Source organism: Variovorax sp. GW460-12-1-14-LB1, from assembly GCF_059423605.1.
On sequence record NZ_JBWKYF010000057.1, the window covers coordinates 1 to 19,642 of the forward strand.

The window sequence follows — 19,642 nt, forward strand, 5'->3', positions numbered from 1 at the left end:
GCCCAGGCCCCATCCCAGCAGGAAGATGAAGATCGGCGAGGTCGAGTTGAGGATGGTCGCCAGCCCCGCATCCACGCTGCGTTCGGCCCACGCGATCAGCGTGAACGGCAGCACGCTGTTCAGGCCAGCCTGCAGCGCGAAGCGCCGCCATGTCGCGCCGTCTTTGGGCAAGCGCACGCCGCGCAGGCGCAGCACCGCGAGCAGCAGCAACCCGGCGATCAGGGTGCGTGCCGCGATCAGCGTGACCGGCGGGATCGTCGCCACGCCGATCTTGATGAAGGTGTACGAGGCGCCCCAGCAGGTCGCGAGCACCGCGAGCAGCGCCCATTCGAAGGCGGGGGCGTGGGGTCGGCCTGAGGCGGCGAGCGAGGTCGTTGGCATGGTGCGCCGATCTTCGCGAGACCGGCCCCTCGACACTTCGCTCGCGGACGAAATGTGGGCGCGAAAGCCTCAGTGATCGTGCCCGTGGCTTCGCGCCGGCGCAGCGCCGTTCAGCAGCGCCGCCAGGTCGACCTCCTGCTCCGCCGCCGCCCCCGCGATCACGCGCTGCTCCAGCTCGTCCAGGTGCTCCAGCGCCACGGCCAGCGCGGCGTCGAGCGAGTCGCCCATGAGCGCTTCGATGATCTGTTCGTGCTCACGCGGCGCGCAGCTCGCGGCCTCGGCCGAGTCGTACAGCGCCTTGTACAGCTCGGTGTTCGCAATCAGCCGCCGGATGTACGACAGCAGCTCGTCGCTGCCCGCCATCTGCGCCAGCAGCAGGTGGAAGTCGCCGGCCAGGCGGATCGCGTCCTCGCGCCGGCCTTCCTTGAACGCCTTCTGCTCCGCCTGCACGTGCTTGCGCAGCGCGGCCACCTGCTCGCGCGCCAGCCGGCCGAACAGCGTGGCGACCAGCCCGGCTTCCACGATGCGGCGTGCGCGGTAGATGCCGCGCATGTCGTCGATCGACGGGTTGGGCACGAAGGCGCCGCGGTTGTGCTCCAGCACCAGCCGCTTCTCGGAGCCCAGCCGCGCCAGCACCTTGCGCACGGCGCCGCGCGTGCAGCCCAGCGCCTCGGCCAGCGCGCGCTCGCGCAGCGGCGTGCCGGGGCGCAGCTTGCCGCTGAGCAGCGCCTTGGACACGGCGGCGTAGACGCGCTCGTCCACGTTCGCGTCGTCGGCGGACTCGATGGGTTCAGTCGAAGGGGCGGGCGCGGCGGATCGGCGGGTGGCGGCAGGCATGGGCCTGCGGATTATTGCCTGCACCCCGCCACCTCCGGGAAAGCCCCCGGATTGACGCGGCCCGCCCGGCTCCGTACCACTCGCGCCGTTTGGTTAACCAAAATATATAAGATGGTTAACCAAAAGAAGATCGAATTTCCAACCACCCGAACACACAGAGACATCCCATGAAACTCGCCAAATGGCTGGCCCTGCTGCCGGTCGCCGCCTTCTTCAGCGGGGGATGGCTGTCGTCCGTCGCGCCCACCTTCGTGCTCGGCATGCCCTTCCTGATGGTCTGGAACGTGAGCTGGCTGGTGCTGACCTCGCTGGTCATGGTGGTCATCGACCGCGCCGAAGGCGACCTCGACGCGCAGGACGCGCAGGCTGCCCAGGCCGCAGGAGACGCGCGATGAACGCCGCACTCGGCGTGATCGCGCTGTTCGTGGCCGGCGCCCTCGGCCTGGCCGTGCTCGCGCGGCGCGGGCGCACCATGAGCCTGGAGCAATGGGCGCTGGGCGGGCGCGGGCTGGGCACGATCATGGTGTTCCTGCTCATGGCGGGCGAGTCGTTCTCGACCTTCACCTTCCTGGGCGCCAGCGGCTGGTCGTACAGCAAGGGCTCGCCGGCCTTCTACATCCTGGCCTACGGCGGCCTGGCCTACCTCATGGCCTTCTGGATGCTGCCGGCCATCTGGCGCTACGCCACCGCGCACAAGCTGGTGTCGTTCTCCGACTTCTTCGCCCACAAGTACGACAGCCGCCCGCTCGGCGTGCTGGTGTCCGTCGTGGCGCTCATGGGCATGGTGGCGCTGCTCACCATCCAGCTGCGCGGGCTGGGCATCATCGTGTCGGAGGCCTCGTACGGCTCCATCGCGCCGCAGGTGGCGATCTGGATCGGCACACTCGTGATGGTCAGCTACATCCTGTTCTCGGGCATCCACGGCTCGGCCAGCATCGCCATCGTGAAGGACATCCTGATCCTCGTGCTCGCCGTGTTCCTGGGCGTGTACCTGCCCTGGCACTACTACGGCGGCGTCACGCCGATGTTCAGCGCCATCCATGCGGCCAACCCCAGCTTCTTCGAGTTTCCGAAAGAGGGCCTGAACCTCACCTGGTACAACTCGACCATCCTGCTCACGGCGCTGGGCTACTACCTGTACCCGTTCAACCTCACCTCGGTGTACGCCGCGCGCAGCGCGAGCGCGGTGCGCCGCAACACCATCCTGATGCCGCTGTACCAGGTGGTCATCGCCTTCCTGTTCCTGGTGGGCTTCGCGGCCATCCTGCAGGTGCCGGGGCTCAAGGGCTCCGAGGTCGACCTGGCCCTGTTCGGCCTCGTGAAGCACACCTTCGACCCGTGGTTCGTGGGCGTGATCGGCGGCACGGGCGTGCTCACCGCGCTGGTGCCGGGCTCGATGATTTTGCTCACGGCCTCCACCGTGATCGGCAAGAACGTCTACAAGGAAGGCTTCGCGCCCCACGCCACCGACAAACAGGTCTCGCGCGTGGCGCGCGGCGTGCTGCCCGTGTTCGCGCTGGTGGCCGTGTACTTCGTGCTGCGCGGCGGCACCACCATCGTGGCCGTGGCCATCTTCGCGTCGAGCCTGCTCACGCAGCTGCTGCCCTCGCTGCTGTTCAGCCTCATGAAGAAACCCTTCGGCAGCAAGCACGCGGCCTTTGCGGGCATCCTCGCGGGCGGTGCGGTGCTGGCCTTCACGATGACCACCGGCGCGAACCTCGGCACGCTGTTCCCGGCGGCGCCCGTGGTCTTCAAGTCGCTCAACACCGGGCTGGTGGCGCTGGCGGTCAACGCGCTGGTCTTCGTGGCGGTGGCGCTCGTCACGCCGCGCGTGCTGCCGCGCACCGTGGCGGCGCAACCCGCCTGACCGGTCTTCTCTTGCCTCTGACCCACGAACGAAACCGAATGACCCAGCTATTGATCCGCAACGTGCGCCCCCTGGGTGCGTCTCCTGTCGACGTGCGCGTGCACGACGGCCGCATTGCCGAGATCGGCGCGGCGCTGGCCGCACCGGCCGGCGCCACCATTGAAGACGGCGAGGGCGCCTTGCTGCTGCCCGGCCTCGTCGAAGGCCACACCCACCTCGACAAGACGATGTGGGGCATGGACTGGTACCGCAACGAGGTCGGCACGAACCTCACCGACAAGATCGAGAACGAGCGCGCCTTCCGCCACGCCAGCGGGCACGACGCCGCCGCGCAGTCGCTGGTGCTGGCCAAGGCCTTTCTCGCGCTCGGCACCACGCGCCTGCGCACGCACGTCGACGTCGACACCCAGGCCGGCCTGCGCCACCTCGAAGGCACGCTGCGCACGCGCGAGACGTTGCGCGAGGTGCAGCAGATCCAGGTCGTCGCGTTTCCGCAGTCTGGGCTGCTCGGGCGCGCCGGCACCGCCGAGCTGCTCGACCAGTCGCTGGCCCTGGGCGCCGACGTGCTCGGCGGCCTCGACCCCTGCGCCATCGACGGCGACCCCGTGAAGTCGCTCGACGTGCTGTTCGGCATCGCCCACAAGCACCAGCGCCCCGTCGACATCCATCTGCACGAGCCCGGCGCCATGGGCGCCTTCTCGCTCGATCTGATCCTGCAGCGCACCGAGGCGCTGGGCATGCAGGGCCAGGTCGCGATCAGCCACGGCTTCTGCCTGGGCGACGTGAGCGAACGCGAGCGCGACGTGCTGCTCGCGCGCATGGCCAAGCTCGGCGTGGTGCTCATCACCAGCGCGCCGGCTTCGCGCAACGTGCCGCCGCTCATGGCGTGCCGCGCCGCCGGCGTCACCGTGCTCGGCGGCAACGACGGCATCCGCGACACCTGGTCGCCCTACGGCAACCCCGACATGCTCGAGCGCGCCATGCTCATCGGCCTGCGCTACAACCTGCGCCGCGACGACGAGCTCGAAGTGGCACTCGACACTGTCACCCATTCCGGCGCGCGCGGCTGCGGCTTCGCGGCCTACGGGCTCGACGTGGGCTGCCGCGCCGACCTCGTGCTGGTCGACGCGCAAACGCCCGCGCAGGCCGTGGTGGGCCGCCCCGTGCGCAAGCTCGTGGTGTCGGGCGGCCGCGTGGTCGCCCGACACGGCACGCTCGTGCCCGGCGCCGTGCCCGCGTGAGCCGCGCCGCATCCTCCGCACCCGACAACCCGCGCACCGGCGCGGGCCCGGTCTTCTTCGCCTGCGTGGTCGTGCTGGTGGCGCTCAACCTGCGCGCCTTTCTCACGTCGAGCAGCCCCTTGCTCGAACCGATCCGCGCCGCCACCGGCATCGGCTTCCATGCCGTCGCGCTGCTCACCGTGCTGCCGATGTTCGCGATGGGCGCGGTGTCGCTGTCGGGCGCGGCCGTGGGCCAGCGCCTGGGCGCGCGCGGCGGCATCGCGCTCGGGCTCGGCGCCATCGCGCTGGCCTGCGCCGGCCGCTACGTGGCGGGCGGCGCCGCGGCGCTGCTGTGGAGCGCTGCGCTCGCGGGCGCGGGCGTGGGGCTGGTGCAGGCGCTCATGCCCGGCGTGGTCAAGCAGGCCTACCCCGCGCGGCTGGGCCTCATGACGGGGCTCTATTCGGCCGCCATCATGGGCGGCGGCGGGCTCGGCGCCATGGCCAGCCCGTGGCTCGCGCGCGCCGTGGGCGGCGATGCGCAACTCGACTGGCACGCCGGCCTCGCCATGTGGGCGGTGCTCGCGGTGGTGGCGCTGGCGGCGTGGCTGCGCGGTGCGCGCCAGCTGCCGTCCGCGCCGTCATCTGCACGAGGCACTGCCGACCCCTCGCTCGACCGCGCCTGGCTGCGCTGCTTCGGCCACCGCCGCGCGTGGCTGCTGGCGCTGTGCTTCGGCCTCATCAATGGCGGCTACACCAGCCTCGTCGCGTGGCTGCCGCATTACTTCCATGCCGAGCGCGGCTGGACGGCGCAGCAGGGCGGCGCCGTGCTCGCGCTCATGACGTTGGCGCAGGTCGTCGGCGCGCTCACACTGCCGGCGCTCGCGCGGCGCGGCGGCCAGCGCGACCTGCGGCGCTGGCTGGTCGGTGCGCTGCTCGCGCAGCTGGCGGGCTTTGCGGCGCTCGGGCTTGCGCTGCCCGTGCCGGCGGCCGTCATCGCCGTCGTGCTCGGCGCGGGCCTGGGCGGTGCGTTCTCGCTGTGCATGGTGCTCGCGCTCGACCACCGGCCCGACCCCGCGCAGGCCGGCGCGCTCGCGGGCTTCATGCAGGGCGTGGGCTTCATGATTGCGGCGCTCGCGCCCTTCGTCACCGGCTGGGTGCGCGAGCAGACCGGCGGCTTCACCATGGCCTGGGCCTACCTGGCCGCGGTCACCGTGCTGCTGCTGCCCGCCGTGCTGCGCTTCGATCCGCGCCGCTACGCCAGTGCCACCGCGGGCCTGTTCGGCGCGCAGGCCGCGTCCGCGCCGTCCCCCATCGAGCAGGCCCGCAAAGCCTGAGACCCAAGGAGATTCGACCCATGTACAACGAACACTTCATGCAACGCGCCCTGGCCCTTTCGGCCCGTGCACTCCAGGAACCCGGCACCGAGCCCTTTGGCGCCGTCGTCGTCAAGAACGGCGAGGTGGTGGGCGAGGGCTTCAACCACTCCGTCGCGCACCACGACCCCACCTCGCATGGCGAGGTCGAGGCCATTCGCGATGCCTGCCGCCGGTTGGGCACCGTCGACCTGTCGGGCTGCGAGCTCTACACCTCGTGCGAGCCCTGCGCCATGTGCGTGGCGGCCATGCACATCGCGGGCATCGGCCAGCTGTACTACGCGGCCACGCTCGCGCAGTCGGGTGACGCATTCAAAGGCGTGACCGTGGCGGCGCGCCACCCCATCGACGTCGACGTGCTGCGCACCGAAGCCGGCGCACCGCTGGCCGCGCGTGCGCAGCCGGCCGAGCAGAAGATGGACGCCGAAGCCGTGCGCATCCTGTCGGCATGGGCCGAGCCGCGGCGCGGCGACTGAAACGCTACGCGGCCGCTGCGTCGCCGCGCGTTGCGGCTTCGAACTCGGCGCGGTTGGGCAGGCCGAAGTACAGCACGTCGTACCACTGCAGCCCCAGCGGATATTCCGTGGCGCGGCTGCGCGTGCTGTCGCAGTCGTCGTCGAAGCGCAGCCCGAAGAACGCATCGAGCGGGGCCGTCTGCTTTTTCGCACCGGCTTCGCGCAGCACCTGCGCCGCCGCCGCGATGTCTTGCGGCAGCGCATCGAGCGCGGCGCCGGCCTGCTGGCAGCGCGCGAGCTCCTTCTCGACGCAGGCCCGCAGCGGGGCTTCTTCCGATTCGGTCATGGTGTCGAGCTCGACCGTCTCCAGCAGCAGGTGCTCGTTGCGGTGGGCTTCGAGAAAAGCCAGGGTCTCGTCCAGCCAGCCCGGCAGCTGCGTCGAGCCCGTCGCGGGTGTCGCCGCTGCGCGTGCGACACCCGCAGGCGGTGCCTTCGGTGCGGCCGACGGCGAGAACCAGCCCTTGAGCCGGTCGACGAACGACGTGGCTTTCGGCGCGGCCACGACGGGCGCGGCAGCGGGCGCGGGCGCAGGCACCGGCGCCTGCGCCGCCAGGTACCGCATGATGTCAATGAGCCGCTTCACCCGCGCAAAGCCCGGCTCGAAGCGGCCGCTGATCGCGTACAGCCGGACCTTCTCATCCCCCTCGTCGCTGTCGAGGCCGTCGGAGATCAGCGACGCGCACAGCTGCGGATCGCCCGACATCAGCAGCCGGTACATGAACGGAATGTCGTAGTTCCATTCGGACAGGCCCGAGATCGTTTCGGGGCGGTCCGTGTACGCCGTGGGCCGGTTGGTGAGGCTGTAGAGGTAAGAGCGATTGGCCATGGATCAAAGTGTGAATGGCGGCTGCAATGTGAGCGCGTCGCCGTGACAAGAATGAAGAAGAGCCACCCCTCGCGAAGCGGCCTTCGGCCTGGTCGGCAGATTCTGCCTTCGCCAGATTTACACTCCGCCCCATGCAAGGAAAGCAAGGCAACGGCGACGTTCAGCGCGGTCTGCAGCCCGTGGTGGAGCTGCGGTCTGAAGGCGCGTCGTACCTGTATTCCGTGCGCGCGCCGCGCTCCAAGGGCGTGATCCCGCCCAGCTCGTACAGCCACACCGGCTTTGCCAGCGTGGCCGATTGCCTGCGCGACATTGCACGCGCGCTCGGGGGCAACTTCAGTCGCATCTACGTGCGCCTCGAAGGCCACTGCGTCGGCGAGCGCGACATTGCCGAACTGCGCAAGGCGCCTGACATCGTCGCGGCCGAACTGCAGGCCCTGTGCCGCGCGGTGATCGCCGAGCAGCAGAAGCAGCAGCAACAACAAGAACAGAGCGAAGCCACCACGCCGCGCTGCTAGCCGCGCGAAGCGGGGTGTCGTTCGCTCACTGCGGCACGTTCACGATGGTCGCCTGCATCATCGCCACCACCTTGTAATCGGTGTCGCCCGCCTTCGCGAAGGCACGCACTTCGCCCGTGCACACCGCGAGCAGCTTGCCCGAGCTTTGCACCCGGCCCACCGCCAGGAAGCGCTCGCCCAGCGCGGGCCGCATGAAGTTGATCTTGAACTCCGCCGTCACCACGTCGCAGCCCTGCGGCGCCTTCGTGAGCCCCGCGTAGCCGCAGGCGCTGTCGACGATGCTCGTCACCGCGCCCGCATGCACATAGCCGCGCTGCTGCGACAGCGCTTTTGCAAACGGCATCTCGATGTGCACCTCGCCGTCGCCCACATGCACCAGCCGCGCGCCGAGCGTGGCCATCAGGCCCTGTGCGTTGAAGCTGTCGGAGATGCGGGTGTGGAGGTCGGTCATGGCTGGCAAGCGAAAAGAAGCAGAAGAAAAAGGGCGCCTGTGGAGGCGCCCCGAGGGGTCACTGCATTCTGCCGCGCGGCGCTACGCCCCGTGCCAGCGCCTCAATCCCACGCCGGCGACAGCCCTTGCGGGTCGGTCAGCCGCTCGCCCCGGTCGAGCGCGGCGATCTGCGCCATCTCGGCCTCGGTCAGCGTCAGTTGCTGCGCCTTCAGGTTGCTTTCGAGGTTCGCTCGCTTGGTCGACGACGGAATCACCGCGTAGCCCAGCTGCATCGCCCAGGCCAGCACCACCTGCGCGGGCGTGGCGCCGTGCGCCGTGGCAATGGCGCCGATCACCGGGTCGTTCAGCACCTTGCCGTAGGCCAGCGTCATGTACGAGGTAATGCGGATGCCCTGGCTCTGCGCGAAGGCCGCCACCTTGCGGTTCTGCAGGTAGGGGTGCAGCTCGATCTGGTTCGTGGCAATGGCCGGTGCGCCCACGGCCGCAATGGCCTCCTGCATCAGCGCGATGTTGAAGTTCGACACGCCGATCTGCTTCGTGAGCCCCAGCGCCTTGGCCTCGGCCAGCGCGCCCATGAACTCCGCCACCGGCACCGCGTTGGCGGGCGAGGGCCAGTGGATCAACGTCAGGTCCACATGGTCGGTGCGCAGCTTGGCGAGGCTGTCTTTCAGGCTGGGCACCAGCTTGCTCTTCGCGTAGTGGTCGGTCCAGATCTTGGTGGTGATGAACAGGTCGCTGCGCGCCACGCCGCTTTCGGCAATGGCCTGGCCCACCTCGGCTTCGTTGCCGTAGATCTGCGCCGTGTCGATCGTGCGGTAGCCCAGGTCGAGGCCGTTCTTCACCGAGTCGATCACCACCTGGCCCTGCAGGCGGAAGGTGCCGAGGCCGAAGGCGGGAATGGGGGTGTGGTTGTTCGTGGTCATGGCGTGTGTGTTCCTTGTGTTCAAAGAAAGAAAAGAAAGAAAAAGAAGAGAAGAGGAAAGAGGGCTCAGTGCCCGACCGGCACCGGCCCCGAGGCGCGCACCGGAATGCCGGCACGGCGGTCGAGCGAGCCGCTCCACTGCGTGAGGGCCAGAGAGACCAGCACGACGAGTGCGCCGATCCAGGGCGTGTGCATCAGCCCGAGGTGCGTCACGATCAGGCCGCCGGCCCAGGCCGCGCCCGCAATGCCCAGGTTGAAGGCCGCGATGTTCAGGCCCGAGGCCACGTCCACCGCCTGCGGCGTGAAGCGTTCGGCCTGCTTCACCACGTACACCTGCAGCCCCGGCACGTTGCCGAACGCCACTGCGCCCCACATCAGCACCGCCACCAGCGCCAGCCACTTGTGCGGCGCCGCGAAGTTGAAGACCAGCAGCACGGCCGCCAGCAGCGCAAAGATGATCTTCAGCGCCGGAATCGGACCCATGCGGTCGGCCAGCTTGCCGCCCCAGATGTTGCCCACCGCCACCGAGATGCCGTACACCAGCATCACCCAGCCCACCGCGCCGGCGCTGAAGCCCGACACGTCGGTGAGGATCGGCGCCAGGAACGTGAACGGAATGAACGAGCCGCCGTAGCCGATGGCCGTCTTGGCATACACCAGCAGCAGGCGCGGCTCGGCCAGCACCTTCGCTTGTTGCGCCAGCGAGGCCGGCGGCGTGTGGCGGATGTTGCCCGGCACGAAGATCCAGCTGCCGATGAAGGCGACCACGCCCAGCGCCGACACCGCCAGGAAGGTCTCGCGCCAGCCGAAGTGCTGCCCGATGAACGTGCCCAGCGGCACGCCCGTGACCAGCGCCACCGTGAGGCCCGTGAACATGATCGCGATGGCGCTCGCCGCCTTTTCCTTCGGCACCAGGCCGGTGGCAATCGTCGAGCCGATCGAGAAGAACACCCCGTGCGCCAGCCCCGTGAGCACGCGGGCGGCAATCAGCGATTCATAGCTGGGCGCCTGCCACGCCAGCAGGTTGCCGACCGTGAAGAGGGCCATCAGCCCGAGCAGCAGCGCCTTGCGCGGCAGCTTGCCCGTGAGGGCCGTGAGCACCGGCGCGCCGATGGCAACGCCCAGCGCATAGAGGCTGACCAGCAGGCCCGCCGAGGGAAGGCCGATGCCGAGATCGGCAGCGACGGTGGGAATGAGGCCAACGATGACGAACTCGGTCGTTCCGATGGCGAAGGCGCTGAGGGTCAGCGCGAGCAAGGCGATTGGCATGAGAGCACTCCTTCTGGGATGAGGAGGAGTGTCTTGTGGATACCTTTGCGGATAAATGGGGGTTAGGGCAGAAGATAGTTGCCTGCAGAGCAATAGTTCGTGGATTCTTGCGTGCTAACTCTGAGGCCTTTAAGGAGGTCGGGGCGACTCCATGATTCGAGATGGGAAACCGGAGGTAATTACGCGTACCAATTTATGAGAATTTCAAATATCAATGTATTTTATAATGAGATTGACGCGATATTGGTGTGCATTCGAATTTCTATGAAGAACAATTTCCCTTGTGAGTTTTTTAAAACTGGAGGGGTTGTTTTATTGAACTTCGCGGAGGACGAGGAAGTTGTAGTTTGCCATTTTTACTAGTTCGACACTGATGCACTGACCAACTGCTCCCACAAACTCCAGGGGACGTTTCCCGGAGAGGGCTAATTTGTAATCAAATGGGTGAAGCATTTGTTTCAAAAGTACCTGGGATAGATCAGGGAATTTTTTTCGGAAATTGGAAATAATTTTCGAAAAACGAGAGTTTGGCTCGGATGTGATTTCTAGTAGTCTCAATTTATTTACTTCGAAGGAGCAGTGGAGTTCGCAAAATTTGACGCCCGATTCATCGAATACTTCGATTGCTAAGTTTCTCGCGAAAAGTCGTTTCTCATTCCAGTCGGCAAGGAAAAGAATTTCATAGTTTTTTTTTCGAACTCTAATTGAATTCTGAGGCGGTCATTGATAAATGAAATTCTTGACTCTCCTACGCGTGCCCAGCCGATAGCGCCATTCTTTTCCAGCAAGCATAGATATCGAGTAATTCGATGGAGATTTACTGTCTGATTGGGAAAGCTCCAAGAAGTGAAGCTGTCTTGTGCAAATAGACGAAGCAGCGAAGTTGTTCCATCCGAAAATTGATGAACCCGCGCAAAAATTCTCTCCGCTGGCCTTTGAGTATGTGCGAGTGAATTTTGAATTCTTCGAATCGCACGTTGATGTTGCTCAAAGGTGGCAGCGACCTGAGTGCGTGTTCGAAGAGTTCGAGCATCGGCTAATATGTTTTCCGTTAGAAATGAGGCCGCTTGATCGATCTTTTTAAAGGCTCGTCGAATAGGTGGGAGCTTCTGCTTCATGGCCAGAATCATCGCTAGCGTGATTGGCTCTGCAAGGGTGAGCCAAGAATCTGTCAAGGAGCGTATTTTGAGAATTTCTTGATTGTCATTAAATGCGGCAGTTGATTCTTTGTTTTTTGTTCCGCGCCTGGTCAAATTTTGACTTCCTACTGTTGCGATTTGATTGCCAAATAGCATTACTTTCGCATGAACGTCTGGTAAAAAATAAACGGAGTGGCCGTCTTTTATTAATGCTTCCAAAGTGCTGAGCGATGACGCTCCTCTAGCGAAGAGCTCCGCATCGAATAGCGTGTATATCGATGCAACGTGTCTTCGCCCAATCGTACGGGCGATGGTGGACGTAATGTAGGGGGAGATTAGCAAAGGGCTGATCGATTCGCCCTGAGCTGCCACATTCCAAGCGCGTGTCGCGTTTGCGTAAAATTTAACCGATCGCTTCGAATTCATCTTGTCTCCTCCAAGTCGATATTTTCAATAAGAAAACCTAATTATTCTGCATGACGGATGGGGGAACATCGCAGACATATGGTTTCCCTCTGGAATTTCGACGAGTTTGCGATGGTCGATAGATATACTTCGCCTCGTCGCGCTAGGTGGTGCGGCCGGGTTTGGAAGCCTGATGAACCTCTGCGCAACTTGGAGTCCATCTCATGGCTGAATCCGCTCGCGCCTGCGCGCAATCTCGCATTCCTTCCGCCTCCCTCGACGACCTCGCCCTGCAAGCCTGCGACGACGCCGACAACCTCAACGCGGTAATGCGCGCCTACACCGCGCTAGAAAAGCTCGTAGACACCAGCGCCCTGAACGACAGCGAAGAGCTCGCCCCCACCCGCACCGAACTGAGCGCCTTGCTGCGCCTGCTCAACGAAGCGTTGATGACGCGCATCGCCATCGTCAACGCAACAGCCGGCGCGGTACGCGATGCGCTGCAAGCGCACCCCTCGCTCAAGTCGGCCTAGCCCCCGGCGGCCGGCGTGAAGCCTCTGCCTCACGATCGGCCCGCAACCCTCAAGCCGCCTTCGTCTCCGGCAACACCGCCGTCAACGCAAAGTCCACCAGCATCAACCACGTCTCTTCGAGCCCGGTGATGTTGTGGTGGTCCGAGTTCGACACGGTCTGCACGCTCACGGGCGCGTGCTGACCGGCTACGCTGCGCATCCCGTTCGCTTTCCAGCGTTCTCTCTTCCCCACGACAAAGCCGATGCCAGTTGCGCCCATTGCCGCCGACGACAGCAACAACAACAAACTCGAAGAGGCCACCTTCATTTCCGCGGCCTGGACCCGTCTGCGCGACATGGTCGCAGCGCGAACCCCTGCGGACGGCCGCACCGACGCGCTGTACCCGGGCCTGCGCTGCTACCGCTTTTCACACCCGATCCGCTACGAGAAAACCCAGCGCCTCACGCCGGGCGTGGTGGTGGTCTTGCAGGGCCGCAAGACCGCGCACCTCGGCGGCGGCCGTTCGTTGGCCTACGGCGCCACGCAGTGCCTGGTGCTCGGGGCCGAGGTCGCGTGCCTCGGCACCGTCGTCGGGGCGAGCGCCGCGGCGCCGTACCTGGCCATTCACCTGGACCTGCCGCCCGACGTGCTGGTCAAGTCGGTCCTCGCACTGGCCGAAGGCGGTGGCGCACGGCCGGCCGAGCCCGCCCGCGTGCGCGAGCACTTCACGGCCCCGGTGGGGCCGGAGGTGGTCGAGGCCTTCGCCCGCCTGCTGCTGGCGGCCGATGACCCGGTGGACCGCCGCACGCTCGCGCCGCTGGCCGTCGAGGAAATCGTGCTGCGGCTGCTGCGCTCCGAGGCCGCCGCCGCCATCCGCAGCGCGGGCGCCGTCACCAAGGCCGGCGCCCGCATACAGACGGCCATCGCCTTCATGCGCCGCCATCTGGGCCGGCCGCTGTCGGTGGCCGAGATCGCGAGCCACGTCCACATGAGCCCTTCGCACTTCGCGCACAGCTTTCGCGAGGTGGCCGGCGTCACGCCGATGCGTTGCATTCGCGACCTGCGCCTGGAAGAGGCGCGCTCGCTGATGCTGGGCGCCGGGCTGCGCCCCGGCGATGCGGCTGCCAAGGTGGGGTTCGAGAGTGCGGCGCATTTCAACCGCGCGTTTCGCAGACGGTTCGAGACGACGCCTGCGGAGTACGTGCGGCGCATGCAGGCGGCCTGATGCCGGGGTGACCCCGGCACGGCTGCGTGCGTCCTTCGCAGCCATGGTCAATTTCTTCGCAGCTTCGTGCCTAGGCGCGGGGGAGGGGGCTGGCTAACCTGCCTGCTCTCTCTTTTCATTCATTCATTGAATCCACAAGCCCACGCGAAGAAGAAATGTCCATGGACCCGATCAACGTCATCATCACTTTCGAAGCCAAGCCCGAGCGCGCGTCTGCGTTCGCGGAACTCATGAACCAGGTCAAGCAGTCGCTGCCATCGGCGGATGGGTGCCGGAGCGTGCGGCTGTTCGGGCGCAGCGACAACGACTGCGTTTTCACGCTGGTCGAATCGTGGGCGTCGCAGGCACACCATCAGGCACACATCGCGGGCGCGGTGGCGTCGGGGGCCTGGGATGCGCTGGCGGGGGAGTTGGCGCGGGAGCCTGTCAGCAGCTATTGCCGGGAGCTTTGAAAAAGCCCTGGCCGCTTGCGCCCCTTACGCCGCCTTCGTCTCCGGCAACACCGCCGTCAACGCAAAGTCCACCAGCATCAGCCAGGTCTCTTCGAGCCCGGTGATGTTGTGGTGGTCCGAGTTCGACACGGTCTGCACGCTCACGGGCGTGGGCCAGGCGGCGATGAGTTTTTCGGAGCGTTCGTGGGGCACCACGTCGTCCTTCGCGGCGAGCAGCACCTGGGTCTTGGCGGCGACTTCCTTGCTGTGCTCGATGGAGTTGAAGCGGTGGCGCAGCAACAGCGACAGCGGCACGAGCGGAAAGCGCTTCTTGGCGACTTCGAGCAGCGAGTCGTAGGGGGTGATGAGCTGCAGGCTCGCAAACTCCTGCCGCGCCACGAGCTGGATGGCCACGCCGGTGCCCAGGCTGCGGCCCACCACGTGCAGCCGTGCCTGCGGAAAGGCGCGGCGCAGGTGGCTGGCGAACTGGGCGGCGTCGGCCACGGAGGCGATTTCAGACGGCGCGCCCTGCGAGTCGGCCACGCCCCGGTAGTTGAGGGCCGCAAAGCCGAAGCCCTCGGGCAGCCAGTGCAGCATCTGCGCAGTGGCGCGCACGTCTTCGCCGCGGCCGGCGAAGTAGATGAACAGGTCCTGCAGCGCGTCTTCGCCCTGCGGGTGGTAGACGTAGCCGCGCACCATGCCGCCCGGCACGGGGTGCGAGTAGGTCGAGAAATCGTCCGACAGATGCACCACGGGCAGCTTGCGGGCGTTGAAAAGAATGTGGCCCTGGCGCGTGGCGAGCAGGGTCCAGTAGGCGGCCAGGCTGCCAATGGCGGCGGCCGAGGCCGACAGGGCAATGCGGGCAATCTTGGCTTGGGTGTTCTTCTGCAAATCAGGGCTCCCGGGAAAGTGGCGGCGTGGCATCGCAAGGGCCGGGCCCGGCCGATGCACAACGCGCAAGGGGCGTAGTTTCACCGCGTTCGCGAGGCGGTGCGTTGCGAGGTGTATGGCCGTGGCGCGCGGCGCGCCGGCCGGGGGCTGAAGATAATCCCCGCATGATCGCCATCGACTGCTACTACAGCCTTTCCTCGCCCTGGGCCTACCTCGGCGGCCCTCAACTGCAAGACATCGTGCGCCGCCACCATGTGCAGCTCACGCTCAAGCCGTACGACTTCCAGGCGGTGGTGCCGCAGACCGGCGGCATTCCGCTGAAGACGCGCCCCGAGCCGCGTCGCACGTACCACGCGCTGGAGCTGTCGCGCTGGCGCGATTACCTCGGCATGCCGATGAACCTGGAGCCCGCGCACTACCCGAAGGGCGCGCCGACCGACCCCAACTGGAACAAGTACCCCGGCTGGATGGTGATCGCCGCCCAGCTGCAGGGCCTGGACGCGCAGCCGCTGTCGCACGCGCTGCTGCGCGCGCTGTGGGCCGAGGAGCGCGACACGGCGCAGGCCGCGGTGCGCATCGCGATCGCCGATGAAAACGGCTACGACGGCGCGGCGCTGCAGGCGCTGGAGCAGTCGGCCGAGGTGCTGGCCGTGTACCGCGCCAACAGCGCCGACGCGGTGGAAGCGGGCGTGTTCGGCGCGCCCACGTTCATCCTGAACGGCGAGCGCTTCTGGGGACAAGACCGGTTGGCGTTTCTCGACCGGGCGCTGGACAAGCTGCGCGCCGGCGGCTGAGCGACAAGCTCTCTTTTTTTCTTCAGAGGAACGAACGCGGCAGCAGCGCGGGCACGAGCGTGCGGTGCAGCTGCTCGCGCCACCAGCGCAGCGCCTGGCCCTGCGCGCCAGTCTTCCACGCGAGCCAGAAGGCTTCGGGTGCGCGCGGTTCCTCGGTCGGCAGTTCGACCAGCGTGCCGCGCGCCAGCTCGTCGGTGATGCAGGCACGCGGCAGAAAGCCGTGGCCCAGCCCGGCGACCTGGCAGGCGACCTTGGCGGCCATCGACGGCACGGTGATGCGCGGCTGGCCGGCCATGAGGCCCACGGTGCGGTCCGACAGGGTGCGCGCGGTGTCGCCGACGACGATGGCGTTGCAGTCGATGAGGTCGCCGCGCTGCACGGGGCGCTTCAGCCGCGTGAGCGGGTGGGTGGGCGCGACGCAGAAGGCGAACGCCAGGCTGCCCACGGCCACGGCCTGGTGGCCGCCGCCGGCCGGGCCTTCGCCCGCGGCCACGACGATGTCGGCGCGGCCCTCGCGCAGCGCCTCCCAGCTGCCGGTGAGCGCCTCGCAGCCGATGCGCAGCCGCGTGCCGCAGCGCAGGTCTTCGAAGGCGCGGATGTCGTCCATGAAGGCCTGCGTGGGAATGAGCGAGTCGTGCACCAGCCGCAGCTCTGATTCATAGCCGGTGGCAATCTGCCGCATGCGCGATTCGAGGTCGCTCGCGGCGCCGAGCAGCCAGCGGCCTTCCTTGAGCATTTCTTCGCCGGCGGCGGTGAGGGTCACGCGCGGGCCGTTGCGCTCGAACAGCAGCATGCCCAGCTGCTCTTCGAGCTTGCCCACGGCGTAGGAGATGGTGGAGGGCACCTTGTTCAGCCGCGCGGCGGCGGCGGCAAAGGAGCCGTGGCGCGCGATGGCGTCGACGACCTCGATGGCTTCCAGGGTGAGCTTGAGCACGGGGCGTTCCTCGCAGCAAAAAGGAATGATCGAAAACTTCGATCATTGATGGTGAAAAGTTTCGTCGATGAGGCCCTGCGCGCACCGGATGATTCAGCCCACGCCAAGGAGATTCCCTCCGAAAGCGATTGTGAATCGAATCGAATATCCACGCACCCAACTTTGCCGAAGGAGCCTTTCATGACCGTCCAAGCCACCCCCACCGCCGGCGCCAAGCTGCTCACCCCCACCGACCACACGCTGGTGATGATCGACTTCCAGTCGCAGATGGCCTTTGCCACGCATTCCATCGACGCCGTGAACCTGCGCAACAACGCCGCGCTGGTGGCGCAGGCGGCGGCGGGCTTCAAGGTGTCGACCATCCTCACGACCGTGGCCGAGAAGAGCTTTTCGGGCCCGATGTTCAGCGAGATCACCGACGCCTTCCCCGGCCAGAAGATGCTCGACCGCACCTCGATGAACACCTGGGAAGACGCCGCCGTGATCGAGCGCGTGAACGCCATCGGCAAGCCGCGCATCGTGCTGGCGGGCCTGTGGACCAGCGTGTGCATCGTGGGCCCGGCGCTGTCGGCGCTGGACCAGGGCTTCGAGGTGTACGTGATTGCCGACGCCTGCGGCGACGTGTCCACCGAGGCGCACAACCGCGCGATGGAGCGCATGGTGCAGGCCGGCGCGCAGCCGATGACCTCGCTGCAGTACCTGCTCGAGCTGCAGCGCGACTGGGCGCGTGGCGACACCTACGAGTTGACGACCGGTATTGCGAAGAAGGTGGGCGGCGCCTACGGTCTGGGCGTGACGTACGCCAAGACGATGTTCGACGCCCACGAGGGTTGAGCGCAGCGCACCCGGAAGGCCGACCGACCATGAAGACCTATGTCGTTTCCCTCGCGCTCGGCCTGCTGGTCGGCGTGATCTACGCGCTCTTCCAGGTGCGCTCGCCGGCGCCGCCGGTGATCGCCCTGGTGGGCCTCTTGGGCATCCTGCTCGGCGAGCAGATCCCGCCGCTGGTGCGGCAGGTGTTCGACCGGCCAGCCGCCGCCTCGTGGCTGCATGACCAGGTCAAGCCGCACGTGTTCGGCGAGCTGCCGACCTGCGCGCAGCCCGGGGCGGTGAAGACCGACGCCGCCGGCAGCCGTCCGTCCGAGCGGAGCGACGCATGAACGCCCCCGACCCGCAACGCCGCCACTTCCTGGGCGCCCTCGGCGCCTTCGCAGCCACCTCCCTCGCACCCGCATCCACCATGGCCACCACCCAGACCCCCGACCTCATCCTGCGCAACGGCCGCTTCACCACGCTGGACCGTGCCAACCCCACGGCCGACGCGGTGGCCATCAAGGACGGCCGCTTCATCCGCGTGGGCCGCGCCGAAGACGTGCTGCCGCTGGCCGGCAGCCAGACCCGCGTGATCGACCTGCAAGGCCAGCGCGTGCTGCCGGGCCTCATCGACAACCACCTGCACATCATTCGCGGCGGCCTGAACTACAACATGGAGCTGCGCTGGGACGGCGTGAAGAGCCTGGCCGATGCCATGGGCATGCTCAAGCGCCAGGTGGCGATCACGCCCGCGCCGCAGTGGGTGCGCGTGGTGGGCGGTTTCACCGAGCACCAGTTCGTCGAGAAGCGCCTGCCGACCCTGGCCGAGCTGAACGCGGTGGCGCCCGACACGCCGGTGTTCATCCTGCACCTGTACGACCGCGCGCTGCTCAATGGCGCCGCGCTGCGCGCCGTGGGCTACACCAAGGACACGCCCGCGCCGCCCGGCGGCGAGATCGTGCGCGACAGCGCCGGCAACCCCACGGGCCTGCTGCTGGCCAAGCCGAACGCGGCCATCCTGTACGCCACGCTGGCCAAGGGGCCGAAGCTGCCCTTCGACTACCAGCTCAACTCCACGCGCCATTTCATGCGCGAGCTCAACCGCCTGGGCGTGACCGGCGCCATCGACGCGGGCGGCGGCAACCAGAACTACCCCGACGACTATGAAGTGATCCAGAAGCTGCACGACGACGGGCAGCTCACGATCCGCCTGGCCTACAACCTCTTCACGCAGAAGCCCAAGGCCGAGAAGGACGACTTCCTGAACTGGACCGCGAACTCCAGGTACAAGCAGGGCGACGACTACTTCCGCCACAACGGCGCGGGCGAGATGCTGGTGTTCTCGGCGGCCGACTTCGAAGACTTCCGCCAGCCGCGCCCCGACATGGCGCCCGAAATGGAAGGCGACCTCGAAGGCGTGGTGCGCATCCTGGCGCAGAACCGCTGGCCGTGGCGCATGCACGCGACCTACGACGAAACCATCAGCCGCTCGCTCGACGTGTTCGAGAAGGTCAACAAGGACACGCCGCTGGCCGGCCTGAACTGGTTCTTCGACCATGCCGAGACGATTTCCGAGAAGTCGATGGACCGCATCGCCGCGCTCGGCGGCGGCGTGGCGGTGCAGCACCGCATGGCCTACCAGGGCGAGTACTTCGTCGAGCGCTACGGCCCCGGCGCGGCCGAGGCCACGCCGCCGGTCAAGAAGATGCTGGAGCGCGGCCTGAAGGTGTCGGCCGGCACCGACGCGACGCGCGTGGCCTCGTACAACCCGTGGGTGTCGCTGTCGTGGCTGGTCACGGGCAAGACGGTGGGCGGCATGCAGCTGTACCCGCAGCGCAACTGCCTGGACCGCGAGGCCGCGCTGCGCATGTGGACCGAGAACGTCACCTGGTTCTCGAACGAAGAGGGCAAGAAGGGCCGCATCCAGGAAGGCCAGCTGGCCGACCTGGTGGTGCCTGACCGCGACTTCTTCGCCTGCGCCGAATCGGAGATTGCCGACACCACGGCGCTGCTCACGATGGTGGGCGGCAAGGTGGTCTACGGCGCCGGCCCGTTCGCCGCGCACGACGAAGGCGGCCTGCCGCCCGCCATGCCCGACTGGTCGCCCGCGCGCACCTTCGGCGGCTATGCCGGCTGGGCCGACACGGCAGAGGGCGCGCCGCTGCAGAAGGTGATGCGCAACGCGGCCATGTCGTGCGCCTGCGCCAACGACTGCAACGTGCACGGCCACAGCCATGCGACGGCCTGGAGCAGCAAGCTGCCCATTGCCGACCTGAAGAGCTTCTGGGGCGCGCTGGGTTGCGCCTGCTGGGCGGTGTGAT

The 19,642-nt window shown here is 67.1% G+C and carries 22 protein-coding genes; 13 read left to right on the forward strand and 9 right to left on the reverse strand.

Annotated elements, in window-relative coordinates; translation table 11 throughout:
• Window positions 1–381: EamA family transporter (locus tag AC07Y4_RS23995; protein ID WP_495275205.1), on the reverse strand; the 381-nt coding region annotated here is incomplete at its 3' end.
• A gap of 69 nt (window positions 382–450) precedes the next feature.
• Window positions 451–1,218, reverse strand: coding sequence for a GntR family transcriptional regulator (locus AC07Y4_RS24000; protein WP_307582963.1), 768 nt, complete (start codon window positions 1,216–1,218; stop codon window positions 451–453).
• A gap of 167 nt (window positions 1,219–1,385) precedes the next feature.
• Here AC07Y4_RS24000 and AC07Y4_RS24005 point away from each other — a divergent pair, with 167 nt between their 5' ends.
• From AC07Y4_RS24005 to AC07Y4_RS24025, 5 genes are read left to right on the forward strand one after another with little or no spacing between them, the layout of a single operon-like run.
• Window positions 1,386–1,613 carry a DUF3311 domain-containing protein gene (locus AC07Y4_RS24005; protein ID WP_159273847.1) on the forward strand — a complete coding sequence of 76 codons (228 nt, stop codon included), beginning with the start codon at window positions 1,386–1,388 and terminating at the stop codon, window positions 1,611–1,613.
• Window positions 1,610–3,085: a sodium:solute symporter family protein gene (locus tag AC07Y4_RS24010; protein WP_159278585.1), complete on the forward strand. Its 1,476-nt coding sequence runs from the start codon at window positions 1,610–1,612 to the stop codon at window positions 3,083–3,085. The genes AC07Y4_RS24005 and AC07Y4_RS24010 overlap by 4 nt, the downstream gene beginning before the upstream one ends.
• Window positions 3,086–3,123: 38 nt before the next feature.
• Complete coding sequence (locus AC07Y4_RS24015) at window positions 3,124–4,326, forward strand: amidohydrolase family protein (RefSeq protein WP_487848106.1); 1,203 nt, start codon at window positions 3,124–3,126, stop codon at window positions 4,324–4,326.
• On the forward strand, window positions 4,323–5,639 hold the full coding sequence (locus AC07Y4_RS24020; RefSeq protein ID WP_487848105.1) for a cyanate transporter: 1,317 nt from the start codon (window positions 4,323–4,325) through the stop codon (window positions 5,637–5,639). Before AC07Y4_RS24015 ends, AC07Y4_RS24020 begins: the two co-directional genes overlap by 4 nt.
• Window positions 5,640–5,659: 20 nt before the next feature.
• Window positions 5,660–6,154: a nucleoside deaminase gene (locus AC07Y4_RS24025; protein WP_492679192.1), complete on the forward strand. Its 495-nt coding sequence runs from the start codon at window positions 5,660–5,662 to the stop codon at window positions 6,152–6,154.
• 4 nt (window positions 6,155–6,158) lie between these two features.
• On the opposite strand, the gene AC07Y4_RS24030 is transcribed toward AC07Y4_RS24025, so the two are convergent.
• Window positions 6,159–7,019 (reverse strand): DUF7822 domain-containing protein, encoded by an 861-nt coding sequence (locus AC07Y4_RS24030; protein ID WP_487848103.1) that lies wholly within the window; start codon window positions 7,017–7,019, stop codon window positions 6,159–6,161.
• A gap of 131 nt (window positions 7,020–7,150) precedes the next feature.
• On the opposite strand from AC07Y4_RS24030, the gene AC07Y4_RS24035 reads away from it, so the two are divergent.
• Window positions 7,151–7,534 carry a hypothetical protein gene (locus AC07Y4_RS24035; RefSeq protein WP_369631231.1) on the forward strand — a complete coding sequence of 128 codons (384 nt, stop codon included), beginning with the start codon at window positions 7,151–7,153 and terminating at the stop codon, window positions 7,532–7,534.
• Window positions 7,535–7,559: 25 nt separating this feature from the next.
• On the opposite strand, the gene AC07Y4_RS24040 is transcribed toward AC07Y4_RS24035, so the two are convergent.
• From AC07Y4_RS24040 to AC07Y4_RS24055, 4 genes are all read right to left on the reverse strand, one after another.
• Window positions 7,560–7,985 (reverse strand): PaaI family thioesterase, encoded by a 426-nt coding sequence (locus tag AC07Y4_RS24040; protein ID WP_487848102.1) that lies wholly within the window; start codon window positions 7,983–7,985, stop codon window positions 7,560–7,562.
• 101 nt (window positions 7,986–8,086) lie between these two features.
• On the reverse strand, window positions 8,087–8,908 hold the full coding sequence (dkgB, locus tag AC07Y4_RS24045; protein WP_487848101.1) for a 2,5-didehydrogluconate reductase DkgB: 822 nt from the start codon (window positions 8,906–8,908) through the stop codon (window positions 8,087–8,089).
• A gap of 65 nt (window positions 8,909–8,973) precedes the next feature.
• On the reverse strand, window positions 8,974–10,176 hold the full coding sequence (locus AC07Y4_RS24050) for an MFS transporter (protein WP_070060146.1): 1,203 nt from the start codon (window positions 10,174–10,176) through the stop codon (window positions 8,974–8,976).
• A 626-nt stretch (window positions 10,177–10,802) separates the two neighbouring features.
• Window positions 10,803–11,741, reverse strand: a complete 939-nt coding sequence (locus AC07Y4_RS24055) for a phospholipase D-like domain-containing protein (RefSeq protein ID WP_495275206.1) — start codon at window positions 11,739–11,741, stop codon at window positions 10,803–10,805.
• Between the two features lie 203 nt (window positions 11,742–11,944).
• Between AC07Y4_RS24055 and AC07Y4_RS24060 the strand changes: the two genes are divergently transcribed.
• From AC07Y4_RS24060 to AC07Y4_RS24070, 3 genes are all read left to right on the forward strand, one after another.
• Window positions 11,945–12,253 (forward strand): hypothetical protein, encoded by a 309-nt coding sequence (locus AC07Y4_RS24060; protein ID WP_487848099.1) that lies wholly within the window; start codon window positions 11,945–11,947, stop codon window positions 12,251–12,253.
• A gap of 242 nt (window positions 12,254–12,495) precedes the next feature.
• Window positions 12,496–13,458 (forward strand): AraC family transcriptional regulator, encoded by a 963-nt coding sequence (locus AC07Y4_RS24065; protein ID WP_487848098.1) that lies wholly within the window; start codon window positions 12,496–12,498, stop codon window positions 13,456–13,458.
• 161 nt (window positions 13,459–13,619) lie between these two features.
• The gene (locus tag AC07Y4_RS24070) at window positions 13,620–13,910 is read left to right on the forward strand and encodes a putative quinol monooxygenase (RefSeq protein WP_487848097.1); all 291 of its coding nucleotides are present in this window, start codon (window positions 13,620–13,622) and stop codon (window positions 13,908–13,910) included.
• Window positions 13,911–13,934: 24 nt separating this feature from the next.
• Here the strand turns inward: AC07Y4_RS24070 and AC07Y4_RS24075 are convergent, their stop codons facing one another.
• Window positions 13,935–14,780: an alpha/beta hydrolase gene (locus AC07Y4_RS24075; RefSeq protein ID WP_235944225.1), complete on the reverse strand. Its 846-nt coding sequence runs from the start codon at window positions 14,778–14,780 to the stop codon at window positions 13,935–13,937.
• A 164-nt stretch (window positions 14,781–14,944) separates the two neighbouring features.
• Here AC07Y4_RS24075 and AC07Y4_RS24080 point away from each other — a divergent pair, with 164 nt between their 5' ends.
• The gene (locus AC07Y4_RS24080; protein ID WP_070060143.1) at window positions 14,945–15,574 is read left to right on the forward strand and encodes a 2-hydroxychromene-2-carboxylate isomerase; all 630 of its coding nucleotides are present in this window, start codon (window positions 14,945–14,947) and stop codon (window positions 15,572–15,574) included.
• Window positions 15,575–15,596: 22 nt separating this feature from the next.
• On the opposite strand, the gene AC07Y4_RS24085 is transcribed toward AC07Y4_RS24080, so the two are convergent.
• A complete protein-coding gene (locus AC07Y4_RS24085) occupies window positions 15,597–16,508 on the reverse strand; it encodes a LysR family transcriptional regulator (protein WP_487848096.1) in 912 nt (303 codons plus the stop codon).
• A 180-nt stretch (window positions 16,509–16,688) separates the two neighbouring features.
• Between AC07Y4_RS24085 and AC07Y4_RS24090 the strand changes: the two genes are divergently transcribed.
• From AC07Y4_RS24090 to AC07Y4_RS24100, 3 genes are all read left to right on the forward strand, one after another.
• On the forward strand, window positions 16,689–17,342 hold the full coding sequence (locus AC07Y4_RS24090) for a hydrolase (RefSeq protein ID WP_495275207.1): 654 nt from the start codon (window positions 16,689–16,691) through the stop codon (window positions 17,340–17,342).
• Window positions 17,343–17,371: 29 nt separating this feature from the next.
• Window positions 17,372–17,668 (forward strand): DUF1427 family protein, encoded by a 297-nt coding sequence (locus tag AC07Y4_RS24095; RefSeq protein WP_487848095.1) that lies wholly within the window; start codon window positions 17,372–17,374, stop codon window positions 17,666–17,668.
• An 80-nt stretch (window positions 17,669–17,748) separates the two neighbouring features.
• A complete protein-coding gene (locus tag AC07Y4_RS24100) occupies window positions 17,749–19,641 on the forward strand; it encodes an amidohydrolase (protein WP_487848139.1) in 1,893 nt (630 codons plus the stop codon).
• Window position 19,642 lies beyond the last annotated feature (1 nt).

Coding starts and splice junctions, on each gene's coding strand:
- AC07Y4_RS24000 (WP_307582963.1), bottom strand. CDS start 1,218: ATGCCTGCCGCCACCCGCCGATCCGCCGCGCCCGCCCCTTCGACTGAA.
- AC07Y4_RS24005 (WP_159273847.1), top strand. CDS start 1,386: ATGAAACTCGCCAAATGGCTGGCCCTGCTGCCGGTCGCCGCCTTCTTC.
- AC07Y4_RS24010 (WP_159278585.1), top strand. CDS start 1,610: ATGAACGCCGCACTCGGCGTGATCGCGCTGTTCGTGGCCGGCGCCCTC.
- AC07Y4_RS24015 (WP_487848106.1), top strand. CDS start 3,124: ATGACCCAGCTATTGATCCGCAACGTGCGCCCCCTGGGTGCGTCTCCT.
- AC07Y4_RS24025 (WP_492679192.1), top strand. CDS start 5,660: ATGTACAACGAACACTTCATGCAACGCGCCCTGGCCCTTTCGGCCCGT.
- AC07Y4_RS24030 (WP_487848103.1), bottom strand. CDS start 7,019: ATGGCCAATCGCTCTTACCTCTACAGCCTCACCAACCGGCCCACGGCG.
- AC07Y4_RS24035 (WP_369631231.1), top strand. CDS start 7,151: ATGCAAGGAAAGCAAGGCAACGGCGACGTTCAGCGCGGTCTGCAGCCC.
- AC07Y4_RS24040 (WP_487848102.1), bottom strand. CDS start 7,985: ATGACCGACCTCCACACCCGCATCTCCGACAGCTTCAACGCACAGGGC.
- dkgB (WP_487848101.1), bottom strand. CDS start 8,908: ATGACCACGAACAACCACACCCCCATTCCCGCCTTCGGCCTCGGCACC.
- AC07Y4_RS24050 (WP_070060146.1), bottom strand. CDS start 10,176: ATGCCAATCGCCTTGCTCGCGCTGACCCTCAGCGCCTTCGCCATCGGA.
- AC07Y4_RS24055 (WP_495275206.1), bottom strand. CDS start 11,741: ATGAATTCGAAGCGATCGGTTAAATTTTACGCAAACGCGACACGCGCT.
- AC07Y4_RS24060 (WP_487848099.1), top strand. CDS start 11,945: ATGGCTGAATCCGCTCGCGCCTGCGCGCAATCTCGCATTCCTTCCGCC.
- AC07Y4_RS24065 (WP_487848098.1), top strand. CDS start 12,496: ATGCCAGTTGCGCCCATTGCCGCCGACGACAGCAACAACAACAAACTC.
- AC07Y4_RS24070 (WP_487848097.1), top strand. CDS start 13,620: ATGGACCCGATCAACGTCATCATCACTTTCGAAGCCAAGCCCGAGCGC.
- AC07Y4_RS24080 (WP_070060143.1), top strand. CDS start 14,945: ATGATCGCCATCGACTGCTACTACAGCCTTTCCTCGCCCTGGGCCTAC.
- AC07Y4_RS24090 (WP_495275207.1), top strand. CDS start 16,689: ATGACCGTCCAAGCCACCCCCACCGCCGGCGCCAAGCTGCTCACCCCC.
- AC07Y4_RS24095 (WP_487848095.1), top strand. CDS start 17,372: ATGAAGACCTATGTCGTTTCCCTCGCGCTCGGCCTGCTGGTCGGCGTG.
- AC07Y4_RS24100 (WP_487848139.1), top strand. CDS start 17,749: ATGGCCACCACCCAGACCCCCGACCTCATCCTGCGCAACGGCCGCTTC.